The organism is Thaumasiovibrio subtropicus, from assembly GCF_019703835.1.
Lineage (GTDB): Bacteria > Pseudomonadota > Gammaproteobacteria > Enterobacterales > Vibrionaceae > Thaumasiovibrio > Thaumasiovibrio subtropicus.
The window spans coordinates 185,702-202,038 of sequence record NZ_AP023054.1; the positions used below are offsets into that span (position 1 = coordinate 185,702).

At 49.2% G+C, this 16,337-nt stretch carries 14 protein-coding genes and 1 pseudogene; 7 read left to right on the plus strand and 8 right to left on the minus strand.

Annotated features, from left to right (window positions below):
• Window position 1: 1 nt before the first annotated feature.
• The gene (gene zapB / locus TSUB_RS00915; RefSeq protein ID WP_087023463.1) at window positions 2-244 is read left to right on the plus strand and encodes a cell division protein ZapB; all 243 of its coding nucleotides are present in this window, start codon (window positions 2-4) and stop codon (window positions 242-244) included.
• A gap of 40 nt (window positions 245-284) precedes the next feature.
• On the opposite strand, the gene rraA is transcribed toward zapB, so the two are convergent.
• From rraA to priA, 7 genes are all read right to left on the minus strand, one after another.
• Entirely contained in the window at window positions 285-791 is a 507-nt protein-coding gene (rraA, locus tag TSUB_RS00920; RefSeq protein WP_087023465.1) for a ribonuclease E activity regulator RraA, read from the minus strand.
• 96 nt (window positions 792-887) lie between these two features.
• Window positions 888-1,793, minus strand: a complete 906-nt coding sequence (locus TSUB_RS00925; protein ID WP_087023467.1) for a 1,4-dihydroxy-2-naphthoate polyprenyltransferase — start codon at window positions 1,791-1,793, stop codon at window positions 888-890.
• Window positions 1,794-1,963: 170 nt separating this feature from the next.
• On the minus strand, window positions 1,964-3,298 hold the full coding sequence (gene hslU / locus TSUB_RS00930; protein WP_087023469.1) for an HslU--HslV peptidase ATPase subunit: 1,335 nt from the start codon (window positions 3,296-3,298) through the stop codon (window positions 1,964-1,966).
• An 11-nt stretch (window positions 3,299-3,309) separates the two neighbouring features.
• Window positions 3,310-3,837 (minus strand): ATP-dependent protease subunit HslV, encoded by a 528-nt coding sequence (gene hslV, locus TSUB_RS00935; RefSeq protein ID WP_087023471.1) that lies wholly within the window; start codon window positions 3,835-3,837, stop codon window positions 3,310-3,312.
• Between the two features lie 176 nt (window positions 3,838-4,013).
• Window positions 4,014-4,625, minus strand: coding sequence for an SPOR domain-containing protein (locus TSUB_RS00940; protein ID WP_087023473.1), 612 nt, complete (start codon window positions 4,623-4,625; stop codon window positions 4,014-4,016).
• Between the two features lie 85 nt (window positions 4,626-4,710).
• The gene (gene cytR, locus TSUB_RS00945; protein ID WP_087023475.1) at window positions 4,711-5,715 is read right to left on the minus strand and encodes a DNA-binding transcriptional regulator CytR; all 1,005 of its coding nucleotides are present in this window, start codon (window positions 5,713-5,715) and stop codon (window positions 4,711-4,713) included.
• Window positions 5,716-6,116: 401 nt separating this feature from the next.
• Window positions 6,117-8,315, minus strand: a complete 2,199-nt coding sequence (gene priA, locus TSUB_RS00950; RefSeq protein ID WP_087023477.1) for a primosomal protein N' — start codon at window positions 8,313-8,315, stop codon at window positions 6,117-6,119.
• A gap of 63 nt (window positions 8,316-8,378) precedes the next feature.
• Here priA and TSUB_RS25165 point away from each other — a divergent pair, with 63 nt between their 5' ends.
• The 4 genes and pseudogenes from TSUB_RS25165 to TSUB_RS00965 all read left to right on the plus strand — a co-directional run bounded on the left by TSUB_RS25165 (window position 8,379) and on the right by TSUB_RS00965 (window position 11,790).
• The gene (locus TSUB_RS25165) at window positions 8,379-8,510 is read left to right on the plus strand and encodes a hypothetical protein (protein WP_281422918.1); all 132 of its coding nucleotides are present in this window, start codon (window positions 8,379-8,381) and stop codon (window positions 8,508-8,510) included.
• 82 nt (window positions 8,511-8,592) lie between these two features.
• Window positions 8,593-8,808, plus strand: coding sequence for a 50S ribosomal protein L31 (gene rpmE / locus TSUB_RS00955; RefSeq protein ID WP_087023479.1), 216 nt, complete (start codon window positions 8,593-8,595; stop codon window positions 8,806-8,808).
• 277 nt (window positions 8,809-9,085) lie between these two features.
• A complete protein-coding gene (locus TSUB_RS00960; protein ID WP_087023481.1) occupies window positions 9,086-10,333 on the plus strand; it encodes a malic enzyme-like NAD(P)-binding protein in 1,248 nt (415 codons plus the stop codon).
• A 123-nt stretch (window positions 10,334-10,456) separates the two neighbouring features.
• Window positions 10,457-11,790, plus strand: a pseudogene (locus TSUB_RS00965) (IS4 family transposase).
• A 118-nt stretch (window positions 11,791-11,908) separates the two neighbouring features.
• Here TSUB_RS00965 and metJ read toward each other — a convergent pair.
• Complete coding sequence (gene metJ / locus TSUB_RS00970) at window positions 11,909-12,232, minus strand: met regulon transcriptional regulator MetJ (protein WP_087020216.1); 324 nt, start codon at window positions 12,230-12,232, stop codon at window positions 11,909-11,911.
• A gap of 188 nt (window positions 12,233-12,420) precedes the next feature.
• Here metJ and TSUB_RS00975 point away from each other — a divergent pair, with 188 nt between their 5' ends.
• Window positions 12,421-13,584 carry an O-succinylhomoserine (thiol)-lyase gene (locus tag TSUB_RS00975; protein WP_087020219.1) on the plus strand — a complete coding sequence of 388 codons (1,164 nt, stop codon included), beginning with the start codon at window positions 12,421-12,423 and terminating at the stop codon, window positions 13,582-13,584.
• Window position 13,585: 1 nt separating this feature from the next.
• On the plus strand, window positions 13,586-15,991 hold the full coding sequence (locus TSUB_RS00980) for a bifunctional aspartate kinase/homoserine dehydrogenase II (protein WP_087020222.1): 2,406 nt from the start codon (window positions 13,586-13,588) through the stop codon (window positions 15,989-15,991).
• The last annotated feature ends 346 nt before the right edge of the window (window positions 15,992-16,337 follow it).

Sequence of the window (16,337 nt, forward strand, 5' to 3'; positions counted from 1 at the left end):
TATGTCAATCGAGATTCTTGAGAAGCTAGAAGCCAAAGTACAGATGGCTGTGGATACCATTTCCCTGCTACAAATGGAAATTGAAGAACTGAAAGAAAAGAATGCAACGCTGGAGCAAGAATCGAGTGAATTGCGCAGTGGCCGTGGTTCTTTAGAAGAAGAGAACCAGCGCCTACGTGAAGATCATCAGCAATGGCAAGCACGTATTCGCGCATTGCTTGGCAAAATGGATGACGTGGAGTAATAATCCCGTCCGTTGGCGCGGCACGCCGCGCCAAGCCTATTTACGCTTCTTCGTCAGTATCGTCTGCTATCTCTAGTGGCTCAGGTGATAAAATCACCCCAGTCAGATCTGCATACACATAATCTTCCGGTAAGAAGGTCACGCCACCAAAGTTGACTGGTGTGTCGATTTCGCCTAATCCCTTATCGTCTGCACCCACAGGGATAGATGCGAGAGCGTGAATACCGATGTCTAACTCTTCCAGCTCTTCCACATGGCGAACACAGCCATAGATAATGAGTCCTTCCCAGCCATTATCCAACGCTTGCTGTGCGGTATCGAGATCGACCAGTGCGCGCCGCAATGAGCCACCGCCGTCGACAAGCAGTACTCTGCCTTCACCGTCTTGGCTCAAGGTTTCGCTGATGAGGCGATTATCCTCAAAGCACTTGATAGTCGTGATCTGACCGCTGAATGTATTGCGACCGCCAAACGCGCTGAACATAGGTTCGACCACGTCCACTTGATCGGGGAAGATGTCACACAGTTCTGAAGTATTGTATTCCATAAGCTAACGTCTTGCCGTGGTTGAGGAAAGTACTGTAAATCCAGTATAACTGCCTGCTGCGCCTTTGCAATCAGTTCGCAAGGTAACAATGCGTGGTTAAGCTAACATGACACCGGCAGCAAAGAGCAAATTGGTTAATAGCGCGCATTTCACCATGGTAGCCATCATAGGTCGAAGTGCTGCGCCATCTGCGGAGCGATGAACGGCCAAACCGTGTTTGAGTAAGAGTGGCGAGGCGAGCAGAAACAACCATCCGAAAGGCGACTGAATTTCGAATGCAGCGAATACGGTTAAGCAGAGCACGGCGCCGCCAAGCAAAAAGAGATGGTATGCACGCCCCCAAGTAGGTCCCATGCGCACAGCCAGCGTCAGTTTTCCGCAGGCTTTATCGTTATCGATATCGCGCAGGTTATTGATATTCAATACCCCAACGGCGAGTAGACCACAGGCGGTCGCAGGCAGAAAAACCAATGACTCGATGGTGCCCGTTTGCAAGTAGTAAGTACCAGCAACACCTAACCAACCAAAAAAGATAAGCACGGAAAGGTCGCCTAGGCCCATATACCCATAGGGCTTGTTGCCGACCGTGTAGGCAATCGAAGCGATGATGGCCATCGCGCCTAGCAGCATAAAGCTGAACAAGTCTTGGGTACTGTTTGTTGCGAGTAAAATTAATGACAAACCACTTGCAACGGTGAGGAGCAGATTAAACGCGATCGCGCGTTTCATGCTAGCTAAAGAAACAGCGCCGGACTGAATCGCCCGCTGTGGGCCCAACCTGTCGTCATTATCTGTGCCTTTTACCGCATCACCATAATCGTTTGCCAAGTTGGATAGTATCTGCAGCAGTAAGGCCGTTAATAGTGCCAGAGCCGCAATACTCCAAGAGAACGGATGTTCAATGGCAGCGACAGCACTGCCGCAGGTGATTGACGCAATGGCGAGAGGGAGGGTTTTAGGTCGAGCAGCACTTGCCCAAATCGATAAAGAAGATGACGACATTTCTATCACTAACTGCTGTAAACATGGGGTAATGATATACCCAAAACTTATTAAGTTGCAGTTTCTACGCCAATTTCTATCTCAGCATGCTGCGATGGCAGTGTGATCACAAGGGATTGATGTGAAAAAGCCCCGAGTATTCGGGGCTTTGAACAGGTTTTGTGGGTGCGCTAAAGAATGAAGCGGCTTAGGTCTTCATCGGCGACCAGCTCACCAAGGTGAGATTTTACGTACTCGGCATCAACGTTAAGCGTCTCACCGGACTTCTCTGTTGCATCGAATGAAATCTCTTCCATTAGACGCTCCATGACAGTGTGCAGACGACGCGCACCGATGTTTTCTGTGGTTTCGTTGACTTGCCAAGCTGCTTCGGCAATCTGGGTAATCCCCTCTTCACTGAAGCTGACGTTAACCTCTTCTGTTTTAAGCAGGGCGGTGTACTGCTCTGTCAGGGATGCTTTAGGCTCGGTGAGAATACGTTTGAAATCATCGCTGCTCAGTGCTTCCAGTTCAACACGAATCGGTAAACGGCCTTGTAATTCCGGGATAAGATCGGAAGGTTTAGCGACTTGGAATGCGCCTGATGCTACAAAGAGGATGTGGTCTGTTTTCACCATGCCATGCTTGGTCGATACCGTGCTACCTTCGATGAGTGGCAGCAGATCGCGTTGAACACCTTCACGCGAGACATCTGGGCCCGACATTTCGCCACGCTTACAGATTTTGTCGATTTCATCGATGAAAACAATCCCGTTGTTTTCGACCGCATGAATCGCTTGCTCTTTTAGCTCTTCAGGGTTAACGAGTTTCGCTGCTTCTTCTTCCGTTGCCAACTTGAGCGCCTCTTTGATTTTCATCTTGCGGCTCTTCTTCTCTGTGTTACCAGACAAGTTTTGGAACATGCTCTGCAGCTGATTGGTCATCTCTTCCATGCCAGGAGGGGCCATGATCTCGACGCCAACCTGTGGCGCGGCGACATCGATGTCGATCTCTTTGTCATCGAGTTTGCCTTCGCGTAGTTTCTTACGGAAAGATTGACGGGTGCTAGAGTTGCTTTCGGCTTCTTCTGCTTGACCCCATGCATCACGCGGCGGTGGCAGTAGCGCATCGAGAATACGTTCTTCGGCTTGTTCTTCAGCACGGAAACGTACTTTTTCCGTTGCTTGCTGATGCGTCATCTTGATTGCGACATCAGTCAGGTCGCGAATGATGGTTTCCACTTCCTTACCGACGTAACCCACTTCGGTAAATTTGGTCGCTTCCACTTTGATGAAGGGCGCGTTGGCGAGCTTCGCTAAGCGGCGAGCGATCTCTGTTTTACCGACACCAGTAGGACCAATCATCAGAATGTTTTTTGGCGTGACTTCTGGACGTAGGTCATCGTTCAGTTGCATGCGACGCCAACGGTTACGCAGCGCAATAGCCACGGCACGTTTGGCTTTATCTTGTCCGATAATGTGACGGTCAAGCTCATGGACGATTTCGCGGGGAGTCATTTCAGACATGGGCATTCCTATTATTCGGTTTCAAGTTCTTCGATGGTATGGCTGTGGTTAGTGAAGACACAGATATCCCCAGCGATTTTTAGCGATTTTTCGGCAATCGTGCGCGCATCTAGCTCGGTGTTTTCGAGCAATGCGGTCGCTGCTGCTTGCGCGAAGTTGCCACCGGAACCTATGGCGATCAGATCGTGCTCAGGCTGCACGACGTCACCATTACCGGTAATGATCAGCGATGCTGTTTCATCGGCAACCGCGAGAAGGGCTTCAAGGCGACGCAGTGAGCGATCAGTGCGCCAGTCTTTTGCTAGCTCAACGGCCGCTTTGGTGAGATGACCTTGATGCATTTCGAGTTTGCGCTCGAAGCGCTCGAAAAGCGTAAATGCATCAGCCGTACCGCCAGCAAATCCTGCCAGTACTTTGTTGTTGTAGAGTCGGCGAACTTTGCGGGCATTGCCTTTCATTACGGTGTTTCCCAGAGAGACCTGACCATCTCCTGCGATAACGACTTTGTTGCCGCGGCGTACGGATACGATAGTTGTCACGGTTAACCTCAATATTGTGCTGGCAGGTATGCCAGATAAGCCATGGTCTATATCTGGGGACTAGGGAAATACTTTTCAAGCAGCGAAAGCTAACCCGATGCGATAAAGCGGTTAGCCTCTGTATGACTGGTGTTAAGTGAAATACTCAAGCACCCTGCGGGGGCTTGAGTCTACGACTATTCCCAATGCCAAATCGCGCAAGGCTCGATACCCGCGCGGCGAAGGACATTGCGATCGCGTTCGGCATCACGCTTTCTATCATAAGGGCCGAGAATGACGCGGTGCCATTCGCCTTTTTCGCCTTGGCTCACACGAATTTCACTGACAAGACCTTGGAACGCGATCATCGCTTTGCGCTCTTCGGCAGGCCCTGCATTACGGTAAGCACCACACTGCATTTGATAAGGGCGGCTCGGGCGAGATGGTTGCGTTTTTTCATCGACTTCGATGGTTTTATTCTCGAGGATATCTTTATAGCGCCATTCTTCTTCTGGCAGGGGAGGGATATCCGCCGTTGGTTTTGGCGTTGGCTTAGTTGCAGGCTTAGTCACGGGCTTAGCCGGTTGGCTTGGCGGTGTGGGAGAAACGGGTTGGTTGACCGGTGTCTCGGGCGTTGGGGATGTTGATAAAAAATAGAGGCCATAACCCAGTGCGCCGACTAAGACGAGGGCGATAATGCCCCATTTCACCGGAAACGGGTTATTTGCTGAAGGCTGTCGACGGGATTGTCGGGTATTTTTTTTCTTTGCGCCGCCACGGCCGCGCTTTACGTAATCTCGAGTTGCCACGTTATATTATTCGTAAGATGGGGTGGCTTAATAGTACAAACTTGCTCCCGCACTGACTAGTGCAGGAGCCTGATTGGTATCGCATTTATTGTGCTGGTGGTGCGGCGCTTTCACGGATAACCAGTTTAGCATCGAGTAAGCGTGAGCCTGCTTGCACATCTGAGCCTCGTAATAGATCAAGAAGCATCATCATTGCTTGTCGTCCAATTTCATAACGAGGCTGAGAGACGGTGGTCAACGGTGGATCACAGTACTCGGCAAACTGAATATCATCGAAGCCGACAATCGACAGTTCCTGAGGAACTCGGACGCCAAGACGTTTCGCTTGTTGCATCGCGCCAATCGCAATCACGTCGTTGTGACAGAAGATGGCTGTAGGTGGCTCAGGCAGTGAGAGTAATGTCGTCACGGCGCGGGCACCGGCGGCAAAAGAGAACTCACTCTGCACGGTGTAGGCTGGATTAAGGGGCACACCTGAGCGTCGCAATGCTTGCTGGTAACCTTGTGAGCGGAACTCACACAGTGCCGCTTCATCGGGGCCGGCAATCTGAGCAATATGCTTGTGGCCCATTTGAGTGAGGTAGTTAACCGCTTCAAATGCCGCCGTTAAGTTGTCGATGTGAACCGTAGGTAATTCCAACTCGGGGGCGTATTCGCACGCCATGACGAGAGGAGGGAGGTTCTTTTGTTCTGGCTTGCTGACATCAAATGGTAACTGAGTGCCAAGCAGTAACATGCCATCCGCTTGTTTGGTGAAGACGAGATTAACAAACGAACTTTCGCGAACTTGTTGTTGACCGCTGTCACCCAGCAGAACGAGATAGCCGTATTCCATGGCCGCTTCTTCGATACCGCGGATGATTTCAGTAAAGAAGGGGTCACAAATATCTGGAATGATTGCAACGATTGTTTTGGACTCATTGCGACGTAGGTTACGTGCCAATGAGTTAGGAGAGTATCCGGCCTCCATGACCGCCTGCTCAACTTTCTTCCTTGTTGACGCCGATACTTTTTCCGGGTTCATTAACGCGCGTGACACAGTTGCGGTTGAAACGCCGGCAAGCTGGGCAACATCCTTCATTGTCGCCATAGGGGTATATCCTCGCTATTTCTTCTCTCAGGGGTGCCAGCCGGATCGCCTAAAGCGGGCAATCAGCCTGCGCTGACAAACGTGCGTATTACTGCTTGTTAAAATACGTTATCTATTCTATGCGCTTGCATGACTATTAAACACAGGCTATTCATCACTTTTTTCAGCAAAAAAGAGATTTGCCTCACATATCTTTCATCTATTCAACCTTTGACCCTGATTTTAGTGGCGATATTTTTGTCAATAGGCCCTGAAACTGCCTCAAAAAAAGGAAATCCCTGCCCTTAGAAAAATACAGATATGCTTACAGTTCTCAATCAACAGAGTAATAAAAGTGTAACGGGTTGCTGAAACCAGATTTTGTGCTGTTTTGTATCACATTCGCCTCTATCGGCTGGCATTTAGCTCAGCTCTTGAGGCTCGACATCCAATGTCCAACGCACGCGCTTGGCGTCGGGTAGCATCTGTATAGCGGGTCGGGCAATCGCCAGGAGTTGCTGAAGTGAACGACGCTGCGGACTTTGAATAAGCAGCTGCCAGCGATATTTGCCAGCGCGGCGGGCTAGGGGCGCTGGATTGGGGCCGAGTAGTTCGATCTCTGGCGTTATTACCGGACTCGCTTGAAGAATTTGCCTGACTTGAAATAAAAAGGCGGCCGCAGCATCACTACTGTTAGCCTCGGCGCGCAACATGGCGAGAAAACGATAGGGAGGTAGGGCGGTCTGTTTGCGCTCTTCTAACGCGGATTGGGCAAACTCACCGTAGCCTTTGTGTAGCAGCGTCTTGAGTAGAGGATGATCTGGGTGGTGCGTTTGCAATAGTACTTCACCGGGTTTACTGGCACGACCGGCGCGACCAGCGACTTGGATGAGCAACTGCGCAAGACGCTCAGGTGCGCGAAAGTCACTACTAAATAACGCACTATCCACATCCAGCAAGGCGACTAAAGTGACATTCGGGAAGTGGTGTCCCTTGGCGAGCATTTGGGTGCCGATGAGTATTTGGTATTGATTGGCATGAATATCATCCAAATATTGCTCTAGGCTGCCTTTTCGTCGTGTGCTATCGCGATCGATCCGGATGGTCTTTTGTTCCGGAAAGAGGGTCTCGAGTTGTTGTTCTAACTGCTCGGTGCCTACGCCCGCGGTGATCAGTTGGGTTGAACCACAAGACTGACACTGATGATAGACAGGGCGTTGCGTTGAACAGTGATGGCAGCGCAGTTCATGACTGTGTGCATGATAGGTGTAATGGACATCGCAGCGCTCACAATCAGCAATCCAACCACACTCATGGCACATCATCACGGGCGCAAAGCCACGTCGATTGAGAAACAAGAGGACTTGATTGCCAGCCTGAATGTGTTTACGCATTTCCGCGATTAATGCGGCAGACAATCCTCCTTCTAGGTACTGCCCTTTAATATCGAGGATGCCATGGCGTGCTGCGACCGCGGTGCCAGCGCGTTGCGTCAGAGTCAGGTGGTGATATTTACCTTGCTGTGCATTGTGCAACGACTCCAGAGAAGGCGTTGCTGAGCCTAAAATGATCGGTATTTGCTCTTTTGCGGCACGCATGACGGCTAAATCACGAGCATGGTAGCGCAGCGTATCTTGCTGTTTATAGCTTGCATCATGTTCTTCATCAATGATGATCATGCCCAACGATTGAAACGGCGTGAACAGGGCAGAGCGCGTACCTATGATGATACCTGCTTGCTTGTCTCGCCCATCCAGCCACGCGGTTAAACGTTCGGTATCATTGAGCCCAGAGTGAATGACTGACAGCGGTACCCCTTTAAACCGCCTTTGGAAACGGTTGATAGTTTGGGGGGTTAAGCCAATTTCAGGGACCAGTATCAGTATCTGTTGCCCTTTCGCGAGTACAGGCTCAATGATGTTGAGATAGACCTCGGTTTTACCTGAGCCGGTGACGCCTTCAAGCAGATAGCAGTGATAACCCTCAGCGGCATTGATCGAGGCAATCGCAACAGATTGCTCTGTGTTGAGAACAGGCTTTTCTTCCGATGGCTCGGTTTGCCACGTGCTGTTGACCGGAAGCTTAATCTCGTCTTTTACCCAACCCTTTTCAGCTAAGGTTTTTAAGGTGGCAGAGGTCACCTCTTCCGCGAGCAGTTCGCTGTGCGCGCGGCTGCCCTGCATTAGCAAACCTAACACTTGAGCCTGTTTCGGGGCTCGCTTGGCGATGACGGTGGGGTTCTGCTCATGCCCAAGCGCCGTGAGATGCCACTGTTTCGTGGGTTTACGGCTGGCAGGCTCCCCTTTGCGTAGCAAGCTCGGCAAAGCAACGCTCAAGGTATCGCCAAATGGGTATTGGTAGAATTGACTGGCCCACTGCAGAAGTGAGAAAAGCGTCTTAGGTAACAAAGGCGCCTCATCAAGAACCTGTTTGATGCCTTTTAGCTGCTTAAACTCAGAGTGTTCGGTGAGTTCAGTGACAAAACCAACCAGCTCTCGACGCTGAAATGGAACGATGACACGCGTGCCAACCTCGGGGTGCTGATCATCCTCGAGTTTGTAATCGAAGAGGCGATCGAGCGGTACGGGCAATGCGACGCGCGCAATGCGAGGTGAGGTCATAGTGTCACTCCAATGGACTCAGCAAAAAGACAGTGTTGTGCTTTACTGTTAAGAGCAGGGATAGTGGCACAACAACTCCACAGTGTACTGCTCTGCTTGGTGCAAGGTAAAGAGAGGGAATCGATGATGTTGGTTGCTTTCAACGACATGATTGATTATTATACGCCGCCTAAATTCATCGTTGTATACCTATGATGCAGCGATGGCACGATTAACGACGTGTGGTGCCCGGCTTAGGATCGGGAGAGCGACACGGACTTCTATTTGAGGTTATCCCATGAAACAAGGTATTCACCCAGAATACAAAGGTGTAAACGCGAAATGTTCTTGTGGCAACACTTTCGTTTTTAACTCTACTTTGAGCAAAGGCGACATCAACCTAGACGTATGTGACAAGTGTCACCCGTTCTACACTGGTAAGCAACGTGTTGTTGACACTGGTGGTCGTGTTGATAAGTTCAAGAAGCGTTTCGGTGCACTATCAAGCAAGTAATTGCTGCACAGATTCGAGAAAAGGTTGCTTCGGCAACCTTTTTTTATGCCCGCAAGTTATTCCCTCCATTCCCTTCTTCACCTTCGTTCTCACTGAAGAATAATCATCGTTTTTCACTGCAATGGCGTGAAATGGTATTTAAATGATGAGCTTGTAGCACGAGATCTAGGTTTTTCCGCTGTGATGACATATGATCACAATATACCTAAGGTGCATCCGAGAAGTGCCCGGGTATGTGTTCTGACCGTCCTATCCCTAATTCAGGAAAACAACAACTATGTCTGAAGACTTTCGCCAACAGGCGCTTGATTACCACGCTTACCCTACTCCTGGAAAGATTGCCGTTGAACTGACCAAACCGGCTGACAGTGCTGCTGACCTTGCACTTGCCTATAGCCCTGGTGTGGCAGAGCCTGTGCGAGAAATAGCCCAAGATAGCGATAACGTTTATAAGTACACTGCGAAAGGCAACATGGTCGCGGTCATCTCTAACGGTACAGCCATTTTAGGCCTCGGTAATTTAGGGCCGTTAGCCTCTAAGCCTGTCATGGAAGGTAAAGCGCTATTGTTCAAGCGTTTTGCAGGTCTGGATTCCATCGATATTCAAGTAAAGCACCGTACGATTGATGAGTTTGTCGATACAGTGGCGAACATCGCGGATACCTTCGGTGGTATTAATCTTGAAGACATCAAAGCACCGGATTGCTTTGAAATTGAGCGTCGCCTTATTGAGCGTTGTCAGGTGCCGGTGTTTCATGATGATCAACATGGCACGGCGATTGTTACCGCCGCAGGCATGTTGAATGCATTGGAACTGCAAGGTAAAAAAATCAATGAAGCGCACATTGTTTGCCTTGGCGCAGGCGCGGCTGCGGTGGCATGTATGGAGCTGCTGATCAAATGTGGTGCGCAGCGTGAGCGTATCTATATGCTGGATCGTAAAGGTGTGATTCATACGCGCCGTGATGATCTGAATGAGTATAAGCAACTGTTTGCGAACAACACCGATAAGCGCACGCTTGAAGATGTGATTGAAGGTGCGGATATTTTTGTTGGTGTCTCTGGCCCCGATTTGCTGCCACCTGAAGCGCTTAAATTGATGGCAGACAAACCGATCGTTTTTGCTTGTTCTAATCCTGATCCTGAAATCAAGCCTGAATTGGCACACGAAGTACGCAGTGACTTGATCATGGGTACAGGTCGTTCTGATTACCCGAACCAAGTCAACAATGTGCTCTGCTTCCCGTTCATTTTCCGTGGCGCACTGGATGTGCGGGCGAGTGTTATTAATGATGAAATGAAGTTGGCCGCTGTCGATGCGATTCGTGAGCTTGCCAAAGAATCTGTGCCGGCTGAAGTACTGCAGGCTGCGGGTGTGGAGGCGTTGAGCTTTGGCCCCGATTACATTATTCCTAAACCGATGGATGCGCGATTGCTACCTCGCGTGGCACGTGCTGTCGCTGTTGCCGCTGTGGAATCGGGTGTGGCTCGTATTGGGCTACCCGAAGGCTATATGGAAAGCTAATCTTACTTGGGTACGAAAAAACCAGCCGACAGGCTTAACACCGATCAGTTAAGCCACTGATCAGTTGAATGATCCTACGGTTGAGTGAAAATACCCTCAGACATTAAGTTTGGGGGTATTTTTATGTTGGCACATTGGCTTATTGATGTTGATGATTTCGCTTCACCTGACTCACTCTCTTTATTTCAGAAAGAGCTGCCGCTTGAGTGGATTCAACAGGCACTCGATGACACCAACAAAGCAAGCTTACGGCGACGGAAGTTACCTGCTGAGCTTGTGGTCTGGCTGGTTGTAGGTATTGGTTTATACCGTGATAGACCGATTACCGATGTACTTGATAAATTAGACCTCAAGCTTTCTAACTCTCTAGGTGAATCCATTGCTCCAAGTGCGATCCCCCAAGCAAGAAAACGGTTAACAGCTAAACCTCTCGAAGCCCTATTTTCATTAACAGCACAGCATTGGACGCAAACAGAGGACAGTGATGATACATGGTTTGGATTAAGGCTTTTCTCTGTTGATGGAACACAATTTAGAACCCATGATACCCCAGCTCTTGCAGAGCATTTTCAATATGTTAAACACGGTAAAACGCGCCATACTGAATACCCAGTTGTAAGGTTATGTGCGCTTTGCTCCCTTCGAAGTCGCCTAATCCATAACGTCGCTTTTGGCCCTAGCTACAACGGTGAAGAAAGCTACGCTAAGCAACTCATTTCCTCTGCAACAGCCAACTCTCTGACTATTTTCGACCGATGTTATTTAGGTGCGGAGCTAATGATTAACTGGCAAAACCAACATGGTTCTAGCCACTGGATGACCCCTATTAAATCCAATACAAAGTACACAGTCATCGAGCAGTTAGATGAAGACGGCCGTGACTTGATCGTTGAAATGAATGTTTCGCAACAAGCTCGCAAAAAAAGCTCCTCACCTACCTGAAAAATGGCAAGCAAGGCTTGCGCTTTATCCAGAAAAAGAACAACCCAACCATATAAAAAGGGGTCTTGTCGTCCCTAACAGACAAAAAATATGCTCTGCAAGATTTACTTAATGTTTACTTCGAACGATGGGAAATTGAAAATAGTTACGGAGAGATAAAACACGATATGCTTGAGGACGAACTTCTGCTTCGAAGTCAGTCTGTCGAAGGTGTTGAGCAGGAGATCTGGGGTATCTTAATTGCCTACAATCTAGTTCGGTTGGAAATAAGTCGGATAGCAAAAGAAGCTAACGTATCGCCTTTACGGATCAGTTTTATGATGGCGCTAAGGGACATTCAGGATGAACTAATGTGGTGTGCAATCGCATCGCCTGGCTCAATACCCAAGAAGCTGAGGGCAATGCGAGAGAGAGTTAAACGCTATATTTTACCAGAACGAAAAAAACGGCCCAAATCGAGGACCGTTCGTATCAATAAAACTCGCTATATGGTTCGCTCCAAACATCTTAATTGATAGGAGTTAGCCGACAGGCTGGTTTTTTTATATGTGGCTTTCACACAAGAGGCATGAACTGGCATATCCGTATGCAATCTTGAGCGCGGCGGAGAAAAAACGCCTGAAACGCGGAAATTTAGTCCTGCTCAACAAAATCTTCGATGCTGATCCCCATCTCTTCCATCATTTTCTTCGCTTCTGCAGGGATTTCATCTGGGCGGTCTTTACGGATGTCTTCATCCGTTGGCAATGGCTGGCCAGTGTATGCGTGTAAAAAAGCTTCACAAAGTAGCTCGCTATTGGTCGCATGGCGCAAGTTGTTGACCTGACGACGTGTGCGTTCATCAGTGAGAATTTTTAGAACTTTCAAAGGGATAGATACAGTGATCTTTTTTACTTGTTCGTTTTTCTTACCATGTTCTGCGTATGGGCTGATGTATTCACCATTCCACTTTGTCATTGTGCACCTACTTTGCCAGTAATATTAAAATTGTTGAGTGATGTGTAATGCGAATTTTAGCGGCTTTTACCGCCATAAGCAAAGACATATAGACGTCTAGAAGTGTTGACGTCTCGGTGGGTAAGCAGTAAGGTAATGGGTATTCGCGCGGGAATAAACGGGCTACGGCCTAAAACAAGGAACGGGTTATGAGTGACAAACAACTGGCCACCATTGCAGTACGCACAGGCATTGAATCAGATTCTCAACACAATGCGGTGGTCCCACCGATTTATCTCACCACGAATTATAGCTTTCCGTCGTTCGGTGATGTGCCGGAGTATGACTACTCTCGAGGCGGCAACCCGACTCGCTCGTTAGTGGCGGATGCCATCTCTGATCTCGAAGGTGGAGCAGGCGCGGTCGTGACCAGCTGTGGTACGTCGGCGATTAACTTGTTGGTTAGTGCATTATTGGGTCCAGAAGACTTGATCGTCGCACCGCATGATTGCTACGGCGGTACTTACCGTTTGTTCAACACACGTGCTAACAAAGGTGATTTTAAGGTTGAGTTTGTTAATCAATATGACAGCGCGTCACTGGATGCCGCATTAGCGAAAAAGCCGAAGCTTATCTGGATTGAAACGCCATCAAATCCCTTACTGCGTGTCCTCGATATTGCAGAAGTGTGCGAAAAGGCGCAAAAAATTGGCGCATTGGTTGCGGTCGATAACACCTTCCTTAGTCCTGTTTGGCAACGTCCAATCGCATTAGGCGCTGACTTTGTCGTGCACTCGACAACAAAGTACCTTAACGGACACTCTGATGTTGTTGCTGGTGTGCTAGTGGCAAAAACTCAGGAACACACCGACGAGCTGTTGTGGTGGGGAAACTGCATTGGTGCAACGGGTTCACCGTTCGATGCGTACCTGGCGTTACGTGGTTTACGTACACTTGTCCCGCGCATGCGTATGCATGAAGAAAACTGTTACGCAGTCCTTGAGTTTTTGAAGACGCAATCGCGAATCAAAGCCCTTTATCACCCGAGCATTCCAGAGCACCCGGGCCACGAGATAGCTGCCAAGCAGCAATCTGGCTTTGGCACCATGATCAGTTTTGAGTTCGATGGTGACGTAGAGGCGTTGAAAGTGTTCCTTAACGCTTTACAACATTTCTCATTAGCTGAGTCTTTGGGTGGCGTAGAGTCATTAATTTGTCATCCGGGATCCATGACGCACCGGGCGATGTCCGATGAAGCGCAATTGGAAGCCGGTATCGCACCGGGGCTTTTACGCTTGTCTGTTGGGCTAGAAGATAGCCGTGATTTAGTCGCAGATTTGGCAAATGCGTTTGCGGTAGTGGGAGAGAAATAACATGAGTGAACGTCAACTGCATAAGTTTGGTGGCAGTAGCCTTGCGGATGAAACTTGTTTTCGCCGTGTGATTGATATTCTCGCCAAGTACTCTCACAGCGATGACCTGGTGGTTGTGTCTGCCGCAGGCTCTACCACAAATCAACTGATCGACTTTTTAAAGCAGTCAGAAAAAGATGGCCGTCTCGCCCATGAAACTCTCATGGGACTACGCCAGTTTCAGCAAGGATTGATTGAATCGTTAATTACTGAGCCGGAAGCTTTAGTCAATGCACTGCATGATGATTGTCGTCAGATTGCACAATGGGGTGAAGCGCCATCACTAGATTTGCCGACGCGAGGTAAAGTTCAAGGTTTTGGTGAGGTATGGTCTGTTCGACTTTTAACTGCGCTCCTCAATCAAGAAGCCTTGCCTGCGGTAGGGGTGGATTCTCGTCAACTACTACGAGCAGAGCATGCGGCTCAGCCAGAGGTTGATAGCGCGAAATCTTGGCCTTTGGTCAAGCAAGAGTTGGCACAACATGCCCATCACCGTGTCGTAATCACGGGCTTCATGGCGCAAAATGAGCAAGGCGAAACGGTATTGCTTGGTCGTAATGGCTCAGATTACTCTGCGACCATTCTTGGTGCTTTGGCTGAAGTTGATCGTGTCACCATTTGGAGTGATGTAGCGGGTGTTTACAGCGCTGATCCACGAAAAGTGAATGATGCTTGCTTGCTCCCTCTGCTTCGTTTGGACGAAGCGAATGAGTTGGCGCGTTTAGCAGCACCTGTCTTGCATAGCCGTACACTTCAACCTGTCTCGCAAAGTGCTTTAGACCTGACTCTACGTTGCAGTTTACAGCCAGAGTCTGGCTCAACACGTGTCGAGCGTGTATTAGCCTCTGGACGCGGCGCAAAGATCGTTACCTCATTATGTGAAGTTTCACTCCTTGAGCTCACTATTGGACGCTCGCACGACTTTGCAATAGCGTCTCACGAGATTGAAAGCTATTTGCAGCGTCATCAGCTTCAGCCGTTAGCGAGTTTTGCGAGCGAGGATAAGTGTCTCATTCAGTTGGCTTATACTGATGAAGTCGTCAACAGTGTCATGAGTGCTTTGCAAGAGGCGTCATTGAGTGCTGAAATTCGTTTGCGTGAAGGTTTCAGCTTGGTGGCAGCCGTCGGCGCGGGTGTGATTAACAACCCTGTGCATTGTCATGGCTTCATGCAGCAGCTTAAGGCGTTGCCTGTTGAGTTTGTCGCGGAATCAGAACTGGCGCTGAGTCTTGCGGCTGTTGTTCGCGGTGAGCTGCCAGACGATCTGCTCTCCAATTTACACGCCACCTTATTCCAAGCCCAAAAACGTGTCGGTGTCGTGCTGTGCGGTAACGGCAACATCGGCTCTCGCTGGCTAGAACTGTTTGCTCGTCAACAAGAGATCTTATCGCGCCGTCATGGTAAGCGCTTCACTCTGGTTGCGGTTGTCGATAGTAAGCTAGCTTGGATCGATGGCGAAGGCATTGAGCCGGAGCGCGCAGTAGCGCATTTTGATGAAGAAGCGCAAGTGTACCAATCGCGCACTTTGTTTAGCGATCTTGCTGAGCTGGATTACGATGAGCTCATTGTCTTGGACGTGACAGCAAGTAGTGCGTTAGCGGCACGCTATCCTGAGATTGCCGAGCAAGGCATGCATTTGATTTCGGCAAACAAAGTCGCGGGTTCTGCGCCTCAAGCCTTCTATCAGGATGTCCAAGATGCGTTCGCGAAAACGGGCCGTCATTGGTTATACAACGCAACAGTGGGCGCAGGGCTCCCAATTAATCATACGGTTCGTGACTTGATGGACAGTGGTGACCGCATTGTTGCGCTATCAGGTATTTTCTCAGGTACGTTATCGTGGCTGTTTGAGCAGTTTGATGGGTCGCTACCTTTCACTGATTTAGTCGAGCAAGCATGGCAACAAGGGCTGACAGAGCCTGATCCACGCGCTGACCTTGATGGTAGTGATGTGATGCGTAAGTTAGTGATCTTGGCACGCGAAGCCGGTCTGAACTTAGAGCCAGAGCAAGTTAAAGTGGAGTCTTTGGTGCCTGATGCCCTGCAAGATGTGCATATCGATAGCTTCTTTGAATCCGCAGATGTGCTCAATCAAGAGCTCGCAGAGCGCTTGGCGCGTGCGAAGCGAGATGGCAATGTACTGCGTTACGTTGCGCGTCTAGGTAAAGATGGCAAGGCACGTGTCGGCGTGGAGTCGTTGAGTGAGTATGACGCGTTGGCCAACTTGCTGCCTTGCGACAACATCTTCGCGATTGAGAGTGATTGGTACAAGGACAACCCACTGGTGATTCGTGGACCAGGTGCGGGTCGCGATGTCACTGCGGGTGCGTTGCAATCCGATTTAAATCGATTGGCTTCGATGTTGTAGTCGTTATCAATGATATGAAAGGGCAGGCTAGTGGAGTCTGCCTTTTTTATTGCGGTCAATTCTGTCGTGGCTAACGTTAGCGACATTTACTGTTAAACCCCCTCTTTATGTGATCTTGGTCTGGTATGTTGTCTATTCATTCTATTTCCTGCTGCCTACAAAGGAAAGTCTAGATAAATCGATATAAGTGTCTTTAACTGCTTGATATCAACTCATCTTAATCATGAAAAAAATTCATAATCATTGCGTTGACATCACATTCGTTTCACGACATTCTGTGGACATATAGACGTCTAAACGTATATTCAAGATTGAATGCGAGCAGACCATGAAGGGTTGCCGCGAT

What these genes read in the sequence shown, in the direction of transcription:
- zapB (WP_087023463.1), top strand. Translation starts at nt 2, where the DNA reads ATGTCAATCGAGATTCTTGAGAAGCTAGAAGCCAAAGTACAGATGGCT.
- rraA (WP_087023465.1), bottom strand. Translation starts at nt 791, where the DNA reads ATGGAATACAATACTTCAGAACTGTGTGACATCTTCCCCGATCAAGTG.
- TSUB_RS00925 (WP_087023467.1), bottom strand. Translation starts at nt 1,793, where the DNA reads ATGTCGTCATCTTCTTTATCGATTTGGGCAAGTGCTGCTCGACCTAAA.
- hslU (WP_087023469.1), bottom strand. Translation starts at nt 3,298, where the DNA reads ATGTCTGAAATGACTCCCCGCGAAATCGTCCATGAGCTTGACCGTCAC.
- cytR (WP_087023475.1), bottom strand. Translation starts at nt 5,715, where the DNA reads ATGGCGACAATGAAGGATGTTGCCCAGCTTGCCGGCGTTTCAACCGCA.
- priA (WP_087023477.1), bottom strand. Translation starts at nt 8,315, where the DNA reads ATGACCTCACCTCGCATTGCGCGCGTCGCATTGCCCGTACCGCTCGAT.
- rpmE (WP_087023479.1), top strand. Translation starts at nt 8,593, where the DNA reads ATGAAACAAGGTATTCACCCAGAATACAAAGGTGTAAACGCGAAATGT.
- TSUB_RS00960 (WP_087023481.1), top strand. Translation starts at nt 9,086, where the DNA reads ATGTCTGAAGACTTTCGCCAACAGGCGCTTGATTACCACGCTTACCCT.
- metJ (WP_087020216.1), bottom strand. Translation starts at nt 12,232, where the DNA reads ATGACAAAGTGGAATGGTGAATACATCAGCCCATACGCAGAACATGGT.
- TSUB_RS00975 (WP_087020219.1), top strand. Translation starts at nt 12,421, where the DNA reads ATGAGTGACAAACAACTGGCCACCATTGCAGTACGCACAGGCATTGAA.
- TSUB_RS00980 (WP_087020222.1), top strand. Translation starts at nt 13,586, where the DNA reads ATGAGTGAACGTCAACTGCATAAGTTTGGTGGCAGTAGCCTTGCGGAT.